This is a genomic window from Domibacillus tundrae (assembly GCF_000970675.1).
Taxonomy (GTDB): Bacteria; Bacillota; Bacilli; order Bacillales; family Domibacillaceae; genus Domibacillus; species Domibacillus tundrae.
In genome coordinates this window covers 52,224-73,186 of sequence record NZ_LAJA01000011.1, presented here as the reverse complement: position 1 = coordinate 73,186, position 20,963 = coordinate 52,224, and the positions used below count along the sequence as shown (strand labels likewise).

Annotated in this window: 19 protein-coding genes; 5 read left to right on the top strand and 14 right to left on the bottom strand. The window is 44.0% G+C overall.

All coding sequences use genetic code 11. The features are described from left to right. The first annotated feature begins 102 nt into the window (after nucleotides 1-102). Nucleotides 103-2,274, top strand: a complete 2,172-nt coding sequence (locus VQ00_RS18150) for a YheC/YheD family protein (RefSeq protein ID WP_082091540.1) — start codon at nucleotides 103-105, stop codon at nucleotides 2,272-2,274. Nucleotides 2,275-2,618: 344 nt separating this feature from the next. Here VQ00_RS18150 and VQ00_RS11180 read toward each other — a convergent pair whose 3' ends face one another. The 3 genes from VQ00_RS11180 to VQ00_RS11170 all read right to left on the bottom strand — a co-directional run bounded on the left by VQ00_RS11180 (nucleotide 2,619) and on the right by VQ00_RS11170 (nucleotide 6,472). Further along, nucleotides 2,619-3,842, bottom strand: coding sequence for an ATP-grasp domain-containing protein (locus VQ00_RS11180; protein WP_046180221.1), 1,224 nt, complete (start codon nucleotides 3,840-3,842; stop codon nucleotides 2,619-2,621). A 187-nt stretch (nucleotides 3,843-4,029) separates the two neighbouring features. Next, nucleotides 4,030-4,938, bottom strand: coding sequence for a C40 family peptidase (locus tag VQ00_RS11175; RefSeq protein ID WP_046180238.1), 909 nt, complete (start codon nucleotides 4,936-4,938; stop codon nucleotides 4,030-4,032). A 148-nt stretch (nucleotides 4,939-5,086) separates the two neighbouring features. Further along, the gene (locus VQ00_RS11170) at nucleotides 5,087-6,472 is read right to left on the bottom strand and encodes a UDP-N-acetylmuramoyl-tripeptide--D-alanyl-D-alanine ligase (protein WP_046180220.1); all 1,386 of its coding nucleotides are present in this window, start codon (nucleotides 6,470-6,472) and stop codon (nucleotides 5,087-5,089) included. A gap of 156 nt (nucleotides 6,473-6,628) precedes the next feature. On the opposite strand from VQ00_RS11170, the gene VQ00_RS11165 reads away from it, so the two are divergent. Beyond that, complete coding sequence (locus VQ00_RS11165) at nucleotides 6,629-7,393, top strand: YheC/YheD family protein (RefSeq protein WP_046180219.1); 765 nt, start codon at nucleotides 6,629-6,631, stop codon at nucleotides 7,391-7,393. Between the two features lie 84 nt (nucleotides 7,394-7,477). On the opposite strand, the gene VQ00_RS11160 is transcribed toward VQ00_RS11165, so the two are convergent. The 4 genes from VQ00_RS11160 to VQ00_RS11145 all read right to left on the bottom strand — a co-directional run bounded on the left by VQ00_RS11160 (nucleotide 7,478) and on the right by VQ00_RS11145 (nucleotide 10,696). Then, nucleotides 7,478-8,665, bottom strand: a complete 1,188-nt coding sequence (locus tag VQ00_RS11160; RefSeq protein ID WP_046180218.1) for an MFS transporter — start codon at nucleotides 8,663-8,665, stop codon at nucleotides 7,478-7,480. After that, nucleotides 8,658-9,086 (bottom strand): MarR family winged helix-turn-helix transcriptional regulator, encoded by a 429-nt coding sequence (locus VQ00_RS11155; protein ID WP_046180217.1) that lies wholly within the window; start codon nucleotides 9,084-9,086, stop codon nucleotides 8,658-8,660. The genes VQ00_RS11160 and VQ00_RS11155 overlap by 8 nt, the downstream gene beginning before the upstream one ends. A gap of 106 nt (nucleotides 9,087-9,192) precedes the next feature. Continuing rightward, entirely contained in the window at nucleotides 9,193-10,110 is a 918-nt protein-coding gene (locus VQ00_RS11150; RefSeq protein WP_046180216.1) for a diacylglycerol kinase, read from the bottom strand. 22 nt (nucleotides 10,111-10,132) lie between these two features. Beyond that, on the bottom strand, nucleotides 10,133-10,696 hold the full coding sequence (locus VQ00_RS11145; RefSeq protein ID WP_046180215.1) for a thioredoxin family protein: 564 nt from the start codon (nucleotides 10,694-10,696) through the stop codon (nucleotides 10,133-10,135). A gap of 168 nt (nucleotides 10,697-10,864) precedes the next feature. Between VQ00_RS11145 and argC the strand changes: the two genes are divergently transcribed. Genes argC through VQ00_RS11130 form a run of 3 tightly spaced genes read left to right on the top strand, consistent with a single transcriptional unit; the run spans nucleotide 10,865 to nucleotide 13,815 of the window. Then, the gene (argC, locus tag VQ00_RS11140; protein ID WP_046180214.1) at nucleotides 10,865-11,902 is read left to right on the top strand and encodes an N-acetyl-gamma-glutamyl-phosphate reductase; all 1,038 of its coding nucleotides are present in this window, start codon (nucleotides 10,865-10,867) and stop codon (nucleotides 11,900-11,902) included. Between the two features lie 12 nt (nucleotides 11,903-11,914). After that, complete coding sequence (gene argB, locus VQ00_RS11135) at nucleotides 11,915-12,679, top strand: acetylglutamate kinase (RefSeq protein WP_046180213.1); 765 nt, start codon at nucleotides 11,915-11,917, stop codon at nucleotides 12,677-12,679. Beyond that, the gene (locus tag VQ00_RS11130; protein ID WP_046180212.1) at nucleotides 12,676-13,815 is read left to right on the top strand and encodes an acetylornithine transaminase; all 1,140 of its coding nucleotides are present in this window, start codon (nucleotides 12,676-12,678) and stop codon (nucleotides 13,813-13,815) included. The genes argB and VQ00_RS11130 overlap by 4 nt, the downstream gene beginning before the upstream one ends. Nucleotides 13,816-13,869: 54 nt before the next feature. Here VQ00_RS11130 and VQ00_RS11125 read toward each other — a convergent pair whose 3' ends face one another. The 7 genes from VQ00_RS11125 to zupT all read right to left on the bottom strand — a co-directional run bounded on the left by VQ00_RS11125 (nucleotide 13,870) and on the right by zupT (nucleotide 20,930). Next, on the bottom strand, nucleotides 13,870-14,643 hold the full coding sequence (locus VQ00_RS11125; protein ID WP_046180211.1) for an alpha/beta hydrolase: 774 nt from the start codon (nucleotides 14,641-14,643) through the stop codon (nucleotides 13,870-13,872). Nucleotides 14,644-14,770: 127 nt separating this feature from the next. Beyond that, nucleotides 14,771-16,198 carry an Asp-tRNA(Asn)/Glu-tRNA(Gln) amidotransferase subunit GatB gene (gene gatB / locus VQ00_RS11120; protein WP_046180210.1) on the bottom strand — a complete coding sequence of 476 codons (1,428 nt, stop codon included), beginning with the start codon at nucleotides 16,196-16,198 and terminating at the stop codon, nucleotides 14,771-14,773. A gap of 15 nt (nucleotides 16,199-16,213) precedes the next feature. Beyond that, complete coding sequence (gene gatA, locus VQ00_RS11115; protein ID WP_046180209.1) at nucleotides 16,214-17,662, bottom strand: Asp-tRNA(Asn)/Glu-tRNA(Gln) amidotransferase subunit GatA; 1,449 nt, start codon at nucleotides 17,660-17,662, stop codon at nucleotides 16,214-16,216. Between the two features lie 12 nt (nucleotides 17,663-17,674). Then, complete coding sequence (gatC, locus tag VQ00_RS11110) at nucleotides 17,675-17,965, bottom strand: Asp-tRNA(Asn)/Glu-tRNA(Gln) amidotransferase subunit GatC (protein WP_046180208.1); 291 nt, start codon at nucleotides 17,963-17,965, stop codon at nucleotides 17,675-17,677. A 168-nt stretch (nucleotides 17,966-18,133) separates the two neighbouring features. Next, nucleotides 18,134-19,423, bottom strand: coding sequence for an isocitrate lyase (gene aceA / locus VQ00_RS11105; protein ID WP_046180207.1), 1,290 nt, complete (start codon nucleotides 19,421-19,423; stop codon nucleotides 18,134-18,136). Between the two features lie 372 nt (nucleotides 19,424-19,795). Continuing rightward, the gene (locus VQ00_RS11100; RefSeq protein ID WP_046180206.1) at nucleotides 19,796-20,038 is read right to left on the bottom strand and encodes a hypothetical protein; all 243 of its coding nucleotides are present in this window, start codon (nucleotides 20,036-20,038) and stop codon (nucleotides 19,796-19,798) included. 82 nt (nucleotides 20,039-20,120) lie between these two features. After that, nucleotides 20,121-20,930 (bottom strand): zinc transporter ZupT, encoded by an 810-nt coding sequence (gene zupT, locus VQ00_RS11095; protein ID WP_046180205.1) that lies wholly within the window; start codon nucleotides 20,928-20,930, stop codon nucleotides 20,121-20,123. Between the last annotated feature and the right edge of the window lie 33 nt (nucleotides 20,931-20,963).

Genomic DNA, 20,963 nt, shown 5'->3' with positions numbered 1-20,963 from the left:
ATTTTTTTAGTACGAACCTGTTCTTTTCAATTCGCTTTTCACATAACATCTTTGAGCTGCATTTACTAAGATAGGGTTTTATTTAAGGAGAGGGGAATTCATTTGACACTAATCGGTATGCTCCATCATAGAAAAGACCCAGGGACTGTGATTAAGTCCTATGCTTATGCCATTGTGGCAAAGGCAGAAGGCGCTGATTTTGTTTATTTCTCACCTAATTGTGTAAATTTTATCACGAAGCGCATTAAAGGCTACGTTTATGAAAAGGGTGATTGGGAAGAACGTACGGTCCCGTTTCCAGATGTCATCTATAATGCCGGCAGCCCTGAAAAGTTAGCGAAAGCAAAAAGTGTGATTCAAAAGCTGAAAGAGACCATCCCTTTCACCACCCATTCAATAGGCAACAAATGGAACGTAGCTGAAAGGCTAAAAGAAGGAAAAGAGTTTGCCAGCTATTTAATTCCGACAAAAACAATAAAAAGTTCAAATGATATCCTTCACTTTATGAATGCTTTTCGCGATGTCATCGTAAAACCAATTGATGGTCGAAAAGGCCAGGGAATTTATTTTATTCAAATGGACGGCAGCGAATATGTAGTGAACAAGGATTCAACAGACATCCAGTACAGCCGGGCACAGCTGGCCTCTTTTTTCGATCCGCTTCTTAAACTGAATACATTTATTATCCAGCCTTACATATGCAGCAAAACAAAGGCTGGTCTTGCGTATGATTTCCGTCTCCATGTCCAAAAAGATGGAGACGGAAAATGGGGCATCACGACGATTTATCCCCGCGTTGCACCTGAAGGTACGATTGTGACCAATATTAACAACGGCGGCTACACAAATTATCTCGATCCTTTTTTAAAGCAAGAGTTTAGTAAAGAAGAGGCATTTAACATTAAACGAAAGCTTGAGCATTTTTCTCTTTCATTGGCTCGTCATCTTGATGACCTTCAAATGCGTGAATATCAGGAAGTGATTGATGAAATCGGTGTGGATGTCGGGCTGGATCAAGATCAGAAAATCTGGATTTATGAAGTGAATTGGCGTCCTGGCTGCCCGCCTGCCTTTTATTTAGAAATGGACGTCGTAAAAAATACGATTCATTATGCGATCTACTTAGCGAAAAATCAGGATAAAATAAAAAAGAAAATTCAGGAAAAAAAGAAAAAGGAGCTGAATATAAATAAAATTCCGATTGTGGCCATAACGGGGAGTGCCGGCAAAACAACCACAAAAGCTTTTGTTTCCTCTATTTTTAAAACGAGAATGAATATTTTCGAATCAAAAGATTATTGGAATACAACGGAGCACACGAAAAAGCACGCTGATGAAATTGATTCCACTCACGAAGCGATTGTTCTTGAATATGGAATGGCTTACCCTGGTGTCATTACGGAACATTGCGGGATTATCCAGCCAAACATGAGCATTGTCACAAATATTGGTATGGCGCATATCGGCAATTTTGATGGTGATATTCGAGGAATCGCCCATGCAAAATCAGAATTAATTCATGGCATGAAGCAGGATGGCGTATTGTTTATGAATGCCGATGATGAAAATTCCGGCTATCTTGAAACAGAGAAATTTCAAGGGAAAATCATTACAACCGGGATCCGAAAAACCGCCGATTACCGGGCATACGATGTGGCATATGCAGAAAGCGGAATGACATTCAAACTCGTCCTTCATAACGATGAGCATCAATTCTTTATTCCGATTTTTGGTGAGCATCACGTATACAATGCCTTGAATGCAATTGCCATAGCTGATTACTTGGGCTTTTCACCACTTGAAATAAAATCGGGTCTTCTTTTCCGAAAACCGCCCCGTCGGATGACCATTTATCAGTTAAAAGAATCCATGACCATGATTGATGATACCGTCCACTCCCATCCGCAAGCCGTCATCGCGGCGATTGATGTGCTGAAAAATATAGCAAAGGGCAGAAAAATTGCGATATTAGGGCAGATGCGTGAACTCGGTGACTTGCGCGATGAGCAATATAAAAAAGTCGGAGAATACCTCGCTGAGCAGAGCATTGACCTTATTATCACCTACGGCTATAGAGCAGATGCCATTGGGGCAGGAGCTATAGGTGCTTCCTTCCCAGAGGAATCTGTAAAGCACTTTCTAGACAAAGACAAAATGCACGAATACTTGCAGGAGATCCTTCAAGAAAAAGATACAATTCTTATAAAAGGCGCAAGCAAAACGAATATGTTTGATACCGTTGCCTTTTTAGATACCACGTATGCTTTAAAATAAAACGACGCCCTCCGATGCAGGCAGCACATAGAGTTCTTTGTCCTTCTTAGAACTCTATGTTTTTTGGGGAGGAGTTTCTTTTTTTGATCGTTCTTTTTCCATATAAAAACGACAAGCCCGTATAAAATGGGCTTGTCGTTACAGGCTGTCGACAAAGTCGCCAGTCTTTTTTTGAAAGGGCCGATAGGTGAAGCAAAAAGGACTTCGCTTTTCGGCTCCAATCAGAAAGCCCTAAACTGCCATCACCAAAGATCAATGATGAATAAGAAAAATCAAATGCGCTGACAAAAGGGTTTATTTGTCTACACTCTGAAACGACAAGCCCATATAAAATGGGCTTGTCGTTATTGTTCTTCTCTTAAATAAAATTGAATTTCCCGAGCTGCTTTCTTTGCGAACATTGCTGCTTCCTGCATCGTTTTGCCTGTCGCGATGACATACGCATATCGATGCCCCATTGACAACGGCGGGATAAGCAGTGTGCCTTTTTTCGGTTTTACATACACTTCCGCGACGTTCGGACATTTTGCTGCTCTGTTTTTCCCTGTTACTTTTTCTAATATGCCTTTTTGGCCGACAATCACATGCTGTGTAAACACAAAATAATTGGTTTTCTTTTCTAAAGAAGGCGTTTCTCCTGTCAAAATTTTGAGTGTTTCCTCTACTAAGCTGTAGCCAAAGGCCGCTTGAATCATTTTATTCATCGCACCGCCGGAAATCCTCGGATTGATCTCGATCAGCTTCCATCCATTATCTGTGCGTCTTAATTCAAGATGAAAAGCCCCATTTTGAATGTTTAAAGAAGTAACGATGGAGTGGATGATCTCTTGAATACTTTCTTCTATTTCTGGCGCAACATTGGCCAGCACCCCGTACCCCGTCACAATAAACCGCTTCCCTTTCGTAATTTCCTGCTCGATAATGGCTGCGATCATTATTTGTCCTTTAAATACAATTACTTCAACTAAATATTGTTCCCCATCAATGTATTCTTCAACAATCAGCGTTTCTTCGGGATATTTGTCTTTTAATTTTACTATGCTTCTTTTTAACTCTTCTTCTTCTTCTGCAAAAATAACATCTTTTGAGCCGGTTGATTTAGGACATTTGACCATAACAGGATACGTTAAGTGATCCGGGAAGGTGATGGATGAAGTGGGGGTGTTTTTTTCTACGAGTAAAAATGCTGGCGTATACGGCTGATGCGAAAGATAGCTTCGTGTTTCTTCTTTATTTTCCATAATAAAAATGGCATCCGTCGATAAATAGTTGTGGCAAAATTCATCTGCTAACACGGAAGCTGTATGAACATGCTGATCAACAAAACTGGTGATGGCTTTAATGTCATGTCCTCTATGCTGCAATGACTTAATTTGTTCTTTTAATGCGGGGATATCTTTTATATCCAATAAAACGAGTTCATGCACATCCGGATATTCTTCTCGCTGCTCCAGCTGCCGTTCTCTGTTTGTAAAAACCACCGTGAAATACCCTGATTTTTCGGCTGCTTTCACTGCTTCTCTGCTGGAACCTGATTTATTTAATCCGATAAATACTATGGTTTTCACGAAACGTACCCTCCCTATTTTTAAGCGGCATTCAAGTTTCTATATAAGGTATGACCTGCCTGGAATTTTGAATGGTCATTCGCCCTGCCTTAACCATTTCAGGCAAAAAAAAAAGCAGCACAGGGCTGCTTTATAAATCATTTACTTGACTATACTGTTTTGGCAAAGCGTCGCAAGTCTTTATCTCTTAGTTTCCAGCTAGGACGCGTCTGGCCGTTAAATAATGCTGATCATACCAATCAACGAATATAACCCGCGAACTCACGCCTTCTGACGTCTTCATCACCAGTCGATGGTCGCCGGCATAAATGGCTGCCATAGTGGGTTTGGTTGATCCTTTCGTGCTATTAAAAAAGACAATATCGCCTTTTTTCAGCTGGCTTCTGGAAACGTAGGTCCCCTTCTTCATTTGTTCACTTACAGTCGCTGCCCCCAGCTGAACCCCATTGTTTTGGAATACACGGTTTACAAAACTAGCATTCGTTAAAGAGGATGACTGTGAGCTGTTCTTCAAGCTGTATGCAGAAGCGACAACCTTGTCCCCTTTTGTGGCCGGACTTGCTGACATCAGTGTCGGCAGCACTCGTCTGGCCCCTGCATAATTGTCCCGGTAATACGCTTTGCTCAAATCAGAGATGACAATATTTTGTTTAGAATCTGCCATATGGATAATTTTATTATCCCCTATATACATGCCGACGTGGTTTGCCGGATCACTATTGCCAGGAGTGCTGTCAAAGAAAACAAGGTCTCCTTTTTGCAAGTTTGCTTTTGATACGGCTGTTCCTTGCTTCAACATATAATTTTCATTATACGTAGCAAGATCAACGCCTTCTTTTTCAAATATGTAGTTTAAGAACGTAGCACATGAAAATTTATAAGGGGCTGTTTTTTTATAGACTTCCGTGCTGTATGTGGCTTTTCCGATTAATCCTTTTGCTCTGCTGATTAACTGATCTGCTTTTGCTTCAACGGCTGCTTGATTATTCTGTACATTAGTTGCGGCATACACTTTTGGTTCTTCAATACCCGCGACAGTCATGCTTGATAAAGCAACCATTGAGGCAAGAGCGGCTGTGACGATTTGTTTTTTCATTGGTGCCTCCTAAAACGTTTTTGTTCTGGTGAACACCGTTTATTCTAACATCCACAAGAATGGGAAACCCTTAGTAGTTGTTTCTAGGTTTCCCATTCATTTCATCTTTTTTCTTTTTTTTAAAATAAGGCATACTAAACACCCGGGATTAAAGCATTTTTAATTGCTGCGCTAATTGGATCATCGAACGGCTTTTCATAGGCCCTTTAATGAGTAGCAGCGTATGTTCATCTACTTTATCTTTCAACATTTCCAGAATGCCTTCTACCGTTTGAAACGCGTGCACATCACCAGTAAATCCATCTCTTAACGCCTGACGGCCAATTTCTTTTGCTTTCTCACCGATTGTCACTAACGTATCAAACGTTCTTTCCGCCACCATACTGCCTACTTTCTGGTGGTACTCTATTTCGTAATCGCCAAGACGGTTAATATCACCTAGTAACACAATTGTTTTTTTATTCTTTCCAAGTTCATCCACCACTTTTAATGCTGCTTCAACAGAGGTTGGATTGATTGTCCATGTGTCATCAATAATTGTGGATCCATTCATCCCGGCTGACACTTCCAGATGCCGTTCCATGTTTTGAAATGACGCCAGTCTCCCTGAAGCTTCGCCAATGTCCATTCCCATATGGTGAACAGCGGCAATTGCAGCTAACGCATTGTATACTTGATGTTCACCATATCCAGGGATAAACACACCATACGTTTTCTCATTATGCATAAGATCAAATGTCATCCCGTTCTGAGTGTAACAAACATTGGCTGCCTGAAATTCAGACGGATTGATCAAACTAAAATAAATCACGCTGCCTTTGAATGAATCCAATGATAGTTTCTTAATGTTCTCATCATCTGCATTTAAAATCAGCGCTCCGTCTTCTGCAACCCCTTCAATGATTTCACCCTTTGCTCCAATATACCCTTCTAATGTCTTGCACCCATCCAAATGATGGGCACCAATGGTCGTAATGATGCCAATGGTCGGCTGATAAATAAGACATTGGTGCTTGATATTACCTATGTTTCCTAATCCAGTTTCAAATACAGCCATATCGGTCTGGCGATTAATGCCTAGCAGATAATGAAAAGACCGTCTCGGTTCATTTTTGCTGCTTTCCGATGCCTGTACAGTATAAGACTGACTCAATATGTGCTTGATCATTTCTTTGACTGTTGTTTTGCCACATGTCCCTGTAATGGCCGTAACTGGAATGGTGAAAAGAGAACGGTAATAGTGAATAAACGTCCAATAAGACTGGATCACACTTTTTACACGAATAACGGTTGTTTTGTTCAGCAAATGCCGTATATCTTCTACTGGTTTATCGGTTACAACAACACAAGGAGTCATTTGTGCCAAATGCCCCCAGTAAATGGACTCTCTTTTGTTTAAGAAAATAAGTGTATACGGCGCCTCTAATGTATGACGATTATACACAATGGCATTTTTTATGTGCCAATCTTCCGTTCCACAAATTAACTCTCCTTCTAGCACATTGCGGATGTCTTTTAACAGGACTGGTTCCATTATTGCCCTCCTTTTTTCATTTATTATATGATTCGCGGCAGGTTGTTGATTGTACATAAATCTAGTTTTACTTCACTCACCATTGCCTCTTAACCCACACGGTTAAGCTGGAAATGCATAATCTAACAGTAAACTAGATAAAAGGAGGTGCAGAATATGAAAAACGCGTTAGGCAAGCTAGAGCAGTACCGTTTACTTCAGAGCAATCCTCTTGTTCACGAACACCTTCCGGACACAGTTGAATACACAAAAGAAAATCTAGTTGATTTTGCAAATCGTTATCCTGTTGTATTCATTAAACACGATACGTCCGGGCAAGGAAGAGGGGTGTATAGACTCGTTAAAGAAAGAGATCACCTTTATTCTTTGAGCGGTTATTCTCTCCAAGGCAAAGAAGTAGATCAGGTAATGGAAATCGATGAAATTCATAAAACATTGCAGCCTTTTGAAAGATTTGGCCGAACACGTCCTTATATTATTCAAGAAGGCATTAACAGTGTTTCGGTTCGAGGACAGCATATTAACATTCGGGTTCATGTTCAGCATGTAAATGGTACACCTGTTGTAGGAGGCGTATATGGATCTATTGCCTATGAGGAAAATGCCATAACAAATATATGCCGCGGTGCTTTCGCAATGCCGATGCGGCTTTTATTTTTCATTTTTCTCAAAGTGAAAAAAGAAGAGCAGCAGGACATATTAAATAAACTGATGGAGGTCTCAATTGCTGCTGCAGAAACCATTGTAAAGAATCATCCTTGCCGGGAATGCGGCGTTGATCTTGGATTGGATGAAAACCTGAAGCCTTATATTTTTGAAGTGAACACCACTCCAGGTATGGAAGATTTCGCACGGATCGATAGGAAAATGTGGAAACAAATCGTAGAAAACCGAAAGAAAATGACAGATTCAGTGACGTAGGCGTCTGTTCTATGAAAAAATCAAAAAAGCCTGGGGACATCGACTTATCAATATAGACGATGTCCCCAGGCTGTATTCGTTTAATTATTGAGAAGAATGCCCGGGTTCTGTTTTATTTTTCTGTACAAAATAATAAACAATCACACCAGCGAGAACGTAAACAGCGCACGCCGCATAAAGCATTTTAAAGCCGAGACCAGCAGCGACAGCGCCCATCACAAAGGAGCCGAAGCCGATTCCAAGGTCAAACAGCGATAAAAACGTCGCCGTGGCAAGTGCTTTTTTCTCAGGCCTTGCTTTAGAGATCGCAATCGTTTGAAAACCTGGAAACAAGGTACCCCAGCCAAGCCCGATTACACCTGCCGCAATTAAAAAGAGTCCCGCACCGCCAGCCTGGCTTAACAGAAGAAGCCCCGCCGCAAATAATACAATGGACGGATAGACGATCACATTCGCTCCGTACTGGTCAAACCAGCGGCCGGTAAATGGACGTGACAACACAATGACAACGGCATACACGACAAAAAAGAACCCTGCCGCTGCGCCAATATGCAGCTCCTCAGCATACACAGACACAAACGACAAAATCGCTGCATATACAATCGCAAAAAATGTGCCGGTCAGCGCGATCGGCAAAGCGGATTTTTCAATTAAATTGCCCGGTGACAAATCCAGCTTGAACGGAACGACCGGTTCTCCCAATGCTATTATGTCTTTTTTCAGCGAAAAGCTAATGAGGAGCGCAATCAAGGCGACGAGCATGCAGACAATAAAACCTGCATGGATTCCCCATTCGTTCATAATCGCAAGACCCGCAAATGGTCCGATCGCCATCGCCAAATTCATGGACATAACGTAATAACCCATTCCTTCTCCACGGCGTGAATTCGGAATAATATCTGCTACAATCGCGCCGGCAGCCGTTGTTGCCATTCCGAACCCGATACCATGGAAAAAGCGGAGCACTAAAAGCGTACTTAGTCCGCTCACAACCGGATAAATAATGGTTGCCACAAGAAATAAAGCAAGTGAAGCGATTAACACATTTTTTTTACCAAAATGCTCCACCCACTGTCCAGAAATAAACCGAATTAAAATCGCAGAAATTAAAAAGACCGTCGTCGCTAGTCCCGCTTCAGTCTCTGTTCCGTTCAATTCATTCAAAACGTAAACTGGCAATGTCACGAGTAAAAAATAAAATGTCATAAATAAGAAAAAGTTTGTCAGTGAAATTCCGATAAAGTCTTTCGTCCATAACGCTGGTTTATTCATGTAAATCCCCTTTCATCTTTCCAAGCCACTCATTAAGCAGTGACTGCATGAAAACACGCTGTTCTTCAGGCACACACTCTAACAGCCGGTCGTTCATCGATAAAACAGCTCGTTCCCATTCTGGATAAGCCTGCTGCGCTTTTTCTGTTAAATGAATCACTTTCACCCGCTTATCTTCACCCGGCGTTTGCCCGACGTATCCTTGCTTCGCCAACCTCTGAATCGTCCGCGTCATTGGCGGTGCCTCAACAGCAAGATACTCACATAATGCCGATTGTGACATTTGCCCTTTTGTCTTCAAAACGAATAACACAGCCCACTGCGCACTGTATAATCCGAATGGCTGCAGCGTATCGTTAACTTGTTTTGTCAGCTGACGCGATAGCTGATGAATAGTATGAAATAATGTATGAGTCTCCATCCTGTCCCCCATTAGTTTCCTAGGTAACTATTGTAGCATATTTTTCGCCTTCCGAAATACTTTTTCAATAAAAAACCGCTTCGGTGAATCCGAAGCAGCCTGAGTGTTAATAAATTCGATCTTGTGGACGAAGCTTTTCTATTGGCGCAAAAACGTCAATATGGCGGTACAAGTTTTCAAAATCAGCCGGTATTTCCCCGCCAAGTTCACCATCGAGATTAATGAGCATTGGGTGACTGGACTGAACGTGAATCCGTCTTGCTTTCGTGTAAACAACGTGTGGATCGTTTAAATGATCCCCTCGCAGTGCAAGGCCGACAATCCGGATAAATTCAGCCAGGTTTGTTTTTTTCAAGATGATGAGCGTAAACAGCCCGTCATTAACCGATGAATCCGGTGCAAGTTTTTCAAAACCGCCCACGGAGTTCGTCAAACCAATTAAAAACAAAAGCGATTCACCTTCAAATACACGGTCGTCATATTCAATCCTCACATCTGTCGGCTTGATCGACGGCAGCATTTCAATTCCTTTTAAATAATACGCCAGCTGGCCCAGCATCGTTTTCAGCTTACTCGGCACTTCATACGTCAACTCGGTCAGCCGGCCGCCGCCAGCAATGTTAATGAAATAACGGTCATTCATCCGTCCGACATCAACCGGAATCGTTTCGCCAGCTGTAATGACATCAATCGCGCCTTGAATGTCTCGCGGGATGTGCAGCGCACGGGCAAAGTCATTCGTTGTGCCCATTGGAATCACACCGAATTTCGGCCGGTGCTCTTGTCCGGCAAGACCATTTACAACTTCATTTAATGTCCCGTCACCGCCCGCCGCAATCACAACGTCAAATTTTCGTTCCGCTGCGATCCGTGCGGCATATGTTGCATCGCCTTCACCCGTTGTCGCATGCGCAGACGTTTCATAACCGGCTTTTTCAAGTTTTTCTAGCGCTTCCGGTAAATGCTTGCGGAATAGTTCACGCCCAGATGTTGGATTATAAATAATTCGTGCTCGTTTCGTCATCTTTATCCCAGTCTTTCTGCTATTAATATAATCGTTCCGCCATCGTTGTTTTGATGCTCTGGTAGATTTCCTGCCAGATCGATTCGTCCGTCCGATATGTTTCCGTCAGCTTTTCAATCATCTCACGGCTTTTTTCTTCAAATTTTTCATGATCACGCGGCGGAAGCGAGGAGCGGTAATTCGTTACCATTTCTTGTACAGCTGGCGCACGTGGTCCCCAGACGGCCTGCTCATGTCCCTCTTTATCTATAAAAATAAAAATCGGAATGGCCCGTGATGTGCCATTTGTCAAATATTGATCCATCAACTCAAGATTTTCATCCCGGTGCAAAAGCCGGACATCCATATCCGCTGCTTTCGCTATCGCAAGCAAGATCGGCACATTCACCATCGCGTCACCACACCAGTCTTCCGTTAATACAACGACACGCCAATTCGCTTCCCTCAGCTTGGTGATGAGCGAAGCTTCTTCACCGGACAAATGAAAATTCTTCAGTACATGGAGAAGATTTCCCTTATGATCCGACATATCATGTATATACTCCTCAGGTGTCAGTCCTTTTTCAAACCATTCCTGCAAATTCATTTTTTGTTCCTCCGTTACGGATTTTCAAAACATCCCCTTCCACCATTATGCACAAAAACAAAGCATTTGACAAAATCGGTTGATTTAAAGTGAGGACAATTTTATAATGAGAGAATACAACTTAATAATTATTAATAAATATAAATAAAAATACAAAGGAGTTTTCCAATGAAAGCATCAGTAATCGGTGCTTCCGGCTACGGGGGTATTGAACTTATACGTCTTTTATCCAATCATCCTGACTTTGATCTGCACGCTGTATATTCATCAAGCAAAGACGGTGTTCCTGTCACAGATGAATATCCCCACTTGGCAGACATTTGTCCGCTTCCACTTACTAAAATTGATACAGAAGTGATCAAACAAGAATCAGATATTGTCTTTTTGGCCGTTCCTTCTGGCGCAGCCGCTGCTCTTGCGCCACAGCTTGCCGGCGGCCACGCCAAAGTGGTGGACTTGTCCGGCGATCTCCGTCTGAAAGAAACAGAAGATTATAAAAAGTGGTATAAAAAAGAGCCCGCTCCAAAAGAGTTTATTGCAGATGCGGTATACGGACTGACTGAATGGAACCGGGAAAATATAAAATCAGCCAAAGTATTGTCCAACCCGGGCTGCTACCCGACAGCGGCACTTTTAGGACTCGCACCCGCTGTGAAAAACGGTGTCATTGATGTAAAAAACATTATTATCGACGCAAAATCAGGTGTGTCCGGAGCCGGACGCGGCCTGTCACCGCTCGTTCACTTTGCAGAAATGAACGATAACTTCCGTATTTATAAAGTAAATGAGCATCAGCATATTCCAGAAATTGAACAGCAGCTTTCCTGGTGGAATGAAGAGGTCGCGCCAATCACGTTTTCAACGCACCTTTTGCCGGTTTCACGCGGTATTATGGCAACGATGTACGCGCCACTTGCAAACGAGATGACAACTGAAGAGGTTCATGCTCTTTACGCGGACACATACAAAAATGATCCATTCGTCCGTGTCCGTCCATCGAAACAATTCCCTGGTATTAAAGAAGTGGCCGGCTCGAATTTCTGTGATATTTCGGTTGATGTTGATACACGCACGAATCGTCTTGTGATCGTTTCTGTTATTGACAATCTTGTGAAAGGCGCGGCAGGACAAGCCATTCAAAATGCGAATATTATGTTTGGGTTTGACGAAACAGCGGGACTAAAAGGCTTCCCAATGTACCCATAAGGAGGAGAATCTATGAAAACAGTAGTCGTAAAATGCGGCGGCAGCGTCTTAAAAGAACTGTCAGACAGCTTTTTCTCCAGCATGAAATCGCTCATAGCGGACGGATACCAAATCGTATTCGTTCATGGCGGCGGACCAGAGATTAATGCGATGCTTGAGAAAATGAATGTGAAAAGCGAATTTAAAAATGGTCTTCGTGTGACGTCAAAAGAAGTGTTAGAAGCAGCAGAACTTGTGCTGTCCGGCAGCATGAACCGGAAGCTCGTCCGTCTTTTAGAAGATCAGGGCATTCCGGCGATTGGCGTTCAATCAAGCGACCAAGGCATCTTGCAGGCCGACTTTATTAATAAAGAAGAACTCGGTTTTGTCGGCGATGTGACGACTGTAAATAAACAAGTACTTGAACTTTTCCTGCAGGCGGGGCTTCTTCCTGTATTGACACCAATCGCAAAAGGACCGAATGGAACCGTCTTAAACGTCAACGCGGATCATGCGGCGGGAGCGGCTGCTTACGCATTAGCTGCTGATCATCTGCTTATGGTGACAGACGTACCCGGCGTACTCAAAGATGGAGAGTTGATTCCCGCGTTAACCGCCACTAAAACAAACGAGCTGATCAATTCAGGCGTGATCAGTGGCGGCATGATCCCAAAAGTAAACACAGCGCTGAAAGCACTTGAAAGCTGTGGGTACGTTCATATCGTTTCCGGCAAAAAACCATTTTATGAAGACGGAAAGTGGTACGGTACTTTATTTAATAAGGAGGAAACAAATTGAGCTATTTATTCCCTACGTATGCAAGATGGGACGTGACACCGATTAAAGCAAAAGGTGCCTATCTAACAGCAAAAGATGGTAAAGAATACCTTGATTTCACGTCAGGTATCAGCGTATGCAACCTCGGACACGCACCGGAAAACGTGAAAAAAGCAGTCGAGGAACAGCTGAATCAATTTTGGCATACGTCGAATTTATTTCAGATCGAGCTGCAGGAAGACGTGGCTAAACAGCTGACTGATGCGTCCGGACTGGACCTCGTCTTTTTTGGAAACAGCGGTGCAGAAGCGAATGAAGCGGCCATTAAGCTCGCACGCAAATCAACCGGACGCTCAAAAGTCATTACATTTATTGACTCATTCCACGGACGCACGTTTGCGACAATGGCGGCGACCGGACAGGATAAAATTAAAACGGGCTTCGGACCAATGCTGGAATCATTTGAATATGTGACGATGAATGATATTGATTCACTGAAAGCGGCGATTGATGACAACACGGCTGCGGTCATGTTTGAAGTCATTCAAGGTGAAGGCGGCATTAATGAAGGCGATGTGGATTTCTTAAGAGAAGTGGAAAAGCTCGCCCATGAAAACGGATCTCTCGTGATTATCGATGAAATTCAAACGGGAATCGGCCGGACCGGCAAGCCGTTCGCATTTCAGCATATTGGCTTGAACCCGGACATCATATCTGTCGCAAAAGGGATCGCAAGCGGCTTCCCTCTCGGCGCCATCATCGGCAAAGCCTCTCTTTCTGACGCATTTTCAGCCGGCTCACACGGATCAACTTTCGGCGGAAATCCTGTCGCGCTCGCCGCGGCGAAAGAAACATTGTCAACGATTTTCGATGACTCTTTTTTAACAGATGTGACGAAAAAAGGTGATAAGCTTCGTTATTTATTAAATGAAGTGTTAAAAGAAGAAACGATTTTTAAAAAGCTCAAAGGAAAAGGATTAATGGTCGGCATTGAGCTGAATGAAGAAGCAGGACCGTTTCTAGCGAAAGCGCGAGAACAAAATCTGCTCATTTTAACAGCGGGCACACACGTCATTCGCCTCCTCCCACCTTTGAATGTCACAGAGGAAGAAATCGAAAAAGCGGTTAATGTTATTGTGAATATTTTGAAGAAGTAAGGCACTAGTTGCAAGCAAAGGAAGGCTGTCCATTTCGGACAGCCTTCCTTTATTTTAAAGAACTTTTTTCAATTGGTCCTGCTTAAGCGCAATAGATTTAATAAAGCCCGCTGCTGCTTCGACGATGCGGTCTGCATCATGATCCATCGTTGCCACATGATACGAATCCGCTAGCGTGATGAGTTGTTTTTGAGTTGATGAAATGGACTGGTAAATAAACGACGTATTTTCCGGCGGCACAACATGATCCACCGCTGACTTTATGCAAAGCGCCGGGACTCGAATTCGGCTTAAGACAGACGGTACTTCTTTCATCAATTTTTGCAGTTCACGAATAGAAGCAACTGGCGCTTCCTCATAAGTAATTTCATGAACATTTTCTTTTTTTATATCAGGAGACCCTTCTGGAATAAAACGTGGAGCAGGGTCATTTCCTAAATGATCAAGTGAAGGCAATGTGAGTGCAGCGTTAATCGTGATGATGCCCTCAACATCCTGATGAGCTGCCGCAAATTTTAATGTCAGGGTACCGCCCATTGACTGCCCCATTAAAAAGATGCGCTTGCCGCGTTTTTTTAAAAAGCGGTACGCGCGCAAATAGCTGTCATACCAGTCATCATGTGTGCATTTTTCCATATCGGCCTGGTGCGTGCCATGTCCTTTTAAACGCGGTGCAATCACGGAAAACCCTTGTTTGTTCAGTGCTTCCGCCACGTCCCGAATACTTTGCGGCGTACCGATAAATCCATGAGACAGAACAATCCCAATCTCATTTCCTTCTAAATAAAATGACTCTGCACCCGGCATTACAGCATATTCTTCTCTCATTTTGCGGCCCTCCGTTTTAATTCCGATTATTTTTATAAGATATGTATACTTTAACGTATCTTATCCGACACGTCAAGTTGGAATTAAACAAAAAAACTGCTTCCTCAGAAAGGAAGCAGCATGAGTATTATCGCTTTTGAATTTCTTCCGCAAGCAATTTGTTGATGGCCTGCGGATTAGCCTGGCCTTTTGATGCTTTCATAATTTGACCGACGAGGAAGCCGATCGCTTTTTTCTTGCCTTCTTTAAAGTCGGCAATCGATTGCGGGTTTGCGTCCAGTGCGTCGTTGACGAACTTTAGAAGGGCAGATTCGTCCGAAATTTGAACGAGTCCTTTTTCTTTCACGATTGCTTCTGCATTGCCGCCGTTTTCGATGATTTCTTTAAAGACTGTTTTGGCAATCTTCGATGAAATTGTCCCTTTTTCGAGCAGGGCAATCATGCCAGCCAGGTTTTCTGGCGTTAATTTTGTTTCCGACAGCTCTTTGCCTTCCGCATTCAAATACGCCGGCACTTCGCCCATAAGCCAGTTAGACGCCTGTTTTGCGCCTGCACCGGCCGCGACTGTCGCTTCAAAGAAGTCAGCAATGTCTTTTGACATCGTCAAAATTTTCGCGTCATGCGCCGGAAGTCCAAGCTCTTCCATGTAGCGCTTTTTACGTGTGTCCGGAAGCTCTGGAATAGATGAACGGACACGTTCTTTCCATTCATCGTCAATGTAAACAGGCAGAAGATCCGGTTCTGGGAAGTAACGGTAGTCATCTGATCCTTCTTTTACACGCATCAAAATGGTTTTGCCTGTTGATTCGTCAAAGCGGCGTGTTTCCTGTTCTACTTTTCCACCGGAAGACACAACTTCCGCCTGACGTTTTTCTTCATACTCAAGCCCTTTGCGGACAAAGTTAAATGAGTTTAAGTTTTTTAGTTCCGTTCTTGTACCAAATTCATCCTGTCCAAATGGGCGGATCGAAATGTTCGCATCACAGCGAAGCGATCCTTCTTCCATTTTGCAGTCGGATACTTCTGTGTATTGAATAATCGCTTTTAATTTTTCTAAAAAAGCGTATGCTTCTTCCGGTGTACGGATGTCCGGCTCGGAGACGATTTCGACAAGCGGTGTTCCCTGGCGGTTGTAGTCGCAAAGAGAATGCTTGCCGGCATGCGTCAGCTTGCCCGCATCTTCTTCTAAATGAAGACGCGTAATACCGATCCGTTTCGTTTCGCCGTTTACTTCAATTTCTACCCATCCGTGCTCACCGATCGGCTTATCATTTTGAGACACCTGATATGCTTTCGGGTTATCTGGATAGAAATAATTTTTCCGGTCCCAGATAGATTCTTCGGCGATTTCACAGTTGATCGCCATTGCCGCTTTCATCGCAAATTCAACGGCTTTTTCATTCATGACCGGCAGCACGCCCGGATAGCCGAGGTCAATAACCGTTGTATTTGTGTTTGGCTCCGCGCCGAAATGGGCTGGGGCCGATGAAAAGATTTTTGAGTTTGTTTTTAATTCAACATGGACTTCAAGTCCGATGACAGTTTCAAATTGCATAGCTTGGTCCCCTCCTTACAGCCCAGGTTTTTGTTTATGAAAATCAGTTGCCTGCTCGTACGCATGAGCAACACGATAAACGGTTTTTTCGTCAAAGTGATGACCAATAATTTGCAGGCCGAGTGGCAGTCCATTTTCCGCAAATCCACACGGAACGGAGATGCCTGGTACGCCGGCAAGATTGACTGGAATCGTCAAAATATCGTTTGCATACATTGTCAATGGATCGTCGATGATTTCACCGATTTTAAAGGCTGGCGTTGGTGTTGTCGGGCCAATGATGACATCATAGTTTTCCAGCACGTCTTCAAAATCTTTTTTAATAAGCGTACGGACTTGCTGCGCTTTTTTGTAATAAGCATCATAGTAGCCGGAGCTGAGCGCGAATGTACCGAGCATAATGCGGCGTTTCACTTCATCACCGAAGCCTTCTGCGCGTGTTTTTTTGTACAATTCAATTAAGTTATCCGCATTTTCAGCCCGGTAGCCGTAACGGATGCCGTCAAAACGGGCCAGGTTGGACGATGCTTCAGATGAGGCAAGCAAATAATAAGTCGCTACGCCATATTTTGAATGCGGCAGCGATACTTCTTCCCACGTCGCGCCGAGTCCTTCTAACACTTTCAGCGCGGCAAGAATAGATTGTTTTACTTCTTCCGTAACCCCTTCTCCGAGGTATTCTTTCGGCACGGCAATACGCAGGCCTTTAATATCGCCTGTTAAACTCGCCGCAAAATTCTCTCCTGGAACGTTCGCAGATGTTGAATCATACGAGTCGATGCCGACAATCGCTTCCAAGAGATGGGCATTATCTTCTACATTGCGTGTAATCGGGCCAATTTGGTCAAGCGATGACGCAAAAGCGATTAAGCCAAAACGCGAGACACGGCCATATGTAGGTTTCATGCCAACGACGCCGCAAAATGATGCTGGCTGACGGATGGATCCCCCTGTATCGGAGCCGAGTGAAAAAGGTACTTCTCCAGCCGCAACCGATGCAGCCGAACCTCCGGATGAACCGCCAGGCACATGATCGAGGTTCCACGGATTACGTGTTTTTTGGAAGCTTGAATTTTCTGTTGAAGATCCCATCGCAAATTCATCCATGTTTAATTTGCCGACCGTGATTGTTCCGGCTTCGCGAAGCTTATTTACAACCGTTGCATCATAGATCGGGTCAAAATTATGAAGAATCTGGCTGGCTGCGGTCGTGCGAAGACCTTTTGTCACGATATTATCTTTTACACCAATTGGAATGCCTGTTAAAATACCTGTTTTGCCGGCGCTTTGTGCTTCATCCGCCTGCTTACGGGCATTTTCTTCATCTAATGTAATAAACGCTTTTACATCGCTATCCACTGCGGCGATGCGTTTAAACGATTCATCGACGAGATCTGGAATTGACACTTCTTTTTTTTCAAGCATCGATTGAATCTCCGTCAATTTATGATCAAATAATGACACAGTTTTTCCCCCTTACTCAATAATCGACGGCACCCGAATTTGGCCGTCCTGCTGATCCGGCGCATTTTTCAATACGTCTTCCCGGTCAAGTCCTGGTGCCGATTCGTCTGCACGCAATACATTTTTCATATTTAAAACGTGTGAAGTGGGCTTCACGTTTGATGTATCAAGTTCATTCAGCTGCTCGGCGAATGTAATGATCGCATCGAGCTGTTCCGTAAATGTATGCACTTCTTCATCTGTGACAGCAAGGCGAGCCAAATGGGCCACATGCCGTACTTGTTCTTCTGAAATTCGCGTCAATGGAATCCACCTCCGTAAAAAATTTGTACGCTAGTAATTGCACAAAGTCTATTTTACCATGATTTGCGCCTCCGTAAACAAAAAGAAGGACCGTCTTCAATTTCGAAGACGGTCCTCCATCTATTTTACATCCCCCAATGTAAGACAGATCCCTTTGTTCGTATCAAATTAGTTTGTCTGGAATTGTTCCTCTTCTGTTGACCCTTTCAGTGCAGTCGTTGAAGACTGGCCGCCTGTTACAGTCATAGCCACGGCGTCAAAGTAGCCCGTTCCAACTTCACGCTGGTGGCGCGTTGCTGTGTAGCCATCTTTTTCCGCTGCGAATTCGGCCTGCTGCAATTCAGAGTATGCACCCATGCCGCGTGTTTTGTATCCGTTCGCAAGCTGGAACATGCTGTAATTCAATGTATGGAAGCCGGCAAGTGTAACGAATTGGAATTTGTAGCCCATCTTTCCAAGTTCCACTTGATATTTCTCGATTGTTTCATCATCGAGTTTCGCTTTCCAGTTAAATGAAGGTGAGCAGTTATAGGCAAGTAATTTGCCCGGGAATTTTTCATGAATCGCATCCGCAAAACGCTGTGCATCCTCTAAATTCGGTTCAGATGTTTCGCACCAAATCATATCCGCGTACTGTGCGTATGCAAGACCACGTGCGATCGCCTGGTCAAGACCCGCTTTCGTCCGGAAGAAACCTTCTGATGTGCGTTCGCCAGTTAGGAACTCAGCATCTGCCGGATCGATATCACTTGTGATCAAGTCAGCTGCATCGGCATCTGTACGAGCGATTAGAACAGTCGAAGCACCCATTACGTCAGCTGCAAGACGTGCTGCAACCAAGTTTTTCACTGCTACTTGAGTAGGAAGCAAAACTTTCCCGCCTAAATGGCCGCATTTTTTCTCAGAAGAAAGCTGGTCTTCAAAGTGGACCCCAGATGCGCCTGATTCGATCATGCCTTTCATTAGCTCAAATACGTTCAGCTGTCCCCCAAATCCAGCTTCCGCATCGGCTACGATTGGCGCGAAATAATCGATCGACTCGTCGCCTTCCATATGTGCAATTTGATCTGCACGCTGAAGAGCCTGGTTAATGCGCTTTACAACATTCGGAACGCTGTTAGCCGGATAAAGACTTTGATCCGGGTACATGTTGCCTGAAAGGTTCGCATCTGCCGCTACTTGCCAGCCGCTTAAATAAATCGCTTTCAATCCTGCTTTTACTTGCTGTACGGCCTGGTTGCCTGTCAATGCTCCAAGGGCATTAACGAAATTTTCCTGATTAACCAGACTCCATAGTTTGTCAGCGCCGCGCTTAGCCAGTGTGTGTTCAATATCGATTGAACCACGAAGCTTAATCACTTCTTCTGCCGAGTAAGGACGTTCAATTCCTTTCCATCGTGCATCATTTCCCCACGCTTGTTGAAGCTGATCTACCCGCTGTTGAGTTGTATTTCCCATTTTAAAACATCCCCCTTGTTATAAAACAGTTTGTTGTTTACAATTTGTATTGTATAACAGTTTATTTTGTTTGCCAACCCTTTTTTGAAAAAAAATTCAAAAAAATAAAAAAGCCGGAAGAATGGCCTCTTCCGGCTTCAGAGTGTAGACAAATAAAACCTTTTGTCAGCACATTTGATTTTTCTTCTTCATCCTTGTTCTTTGGTGATGGCGGTGTATAGCTTTCTGATTGAAGCCGAAATGCGGCGGACTCGCGACTTCGCGTTCCGCGGGCAGGCGCTGAGCTTGTTTCCGTCGCTGCGCGCCTCCACCGATCTCACCTGGCCTGCTAGTCCCGCAGGAGTCTTCGCCGCAAGCCCGCTGCCGCTGTTTCTATAAAAGCAGCGCATAAAAGAGCCGGTTCATGGGGACATGCTCCGCTGGCGACAGCGCCGAAACGGGACCGTTACGATGCCCCATTCGTTTTTCGCGAATAAAAGCCAGCCGAAAAACGGGGTGAAGCAAAAAGGACGCAGACTCCTGCGGGAACAGCAGTGGACGTGAGACCCCACAGGAGCGGGAGCAACGAGGAAGCTCACGCACTGCCCGCGGAAAGCGAAGTCCTTTTTGCTTCACCTATCGGCCCCTTCAAAAAAAGACTGACGACTTTGTCGACAGCCTGAAGCCGGAAGAATGGCCTCTTTCAGCTTTTTTATTTTTATAAAAGAAGCAGCAAGCTGATCGCCATCACAGCCATTCCAGATACAACACCGTAAATGGCTAAATGGGTTTGGTCATACTTTTGCGCGGCCGGCAGCAGTTCATCAAGCGATATAAACACCATAATTCCAGCCACACCAGCGAAAATCATGCCAAACATTGTGTCTGTTAAATACGGCATCAAAATGAGCCAGGCGACAATCGCACCGACTGGCTCTGATAAGCCAGATAAAAACGACCATTTGAAGGCTTTTTTTCGGTCCCCTGTTGCAAAATAAAGAGGTACAGCAACAGCAATGCCCTCTGGGATATTATGAATCGCCACGGCAACGGCGATCGCAATGCCCAGGTTTGGATCTTGAATGGCCGATGCGAAGGTTGCGATTCCTTCTGGAAAATTATGAATGGCAATGGCAATCGCAGTGAAAACACCCATTTTTCTCAGCCTTGCATATTCGTCGTGTCCCGGTTCCTTATGAAATTCTTCTACCGTTTTTGTTTCATGTGGATTCCCAGCTGATGGGATAAATTTATCAATGATCGCAATCACTACAATACCGGCGAAGAAGCCGATAACTGTCAGCCAATAGCCCGTTTTATCACCGTGTTCTGTAACGAGTGCATCTTTTGCTTTCACAAAAATTTCAATCATCGATACGTAAATCATTACCCCGGCCGAAAAGCCAAGCGCCCAGGCAAGAAACTTTGTATTCGTGCGGGACGTAAAAAACGCCAGCGCGCTGCCAATACCCGTAGCAAGACCAGCAAATAACGTCAGGCTAAGCGCGAATAATACATTACCGTCCATATTCGCCCCCCTCTTCATTTTTTTATTAGTGTA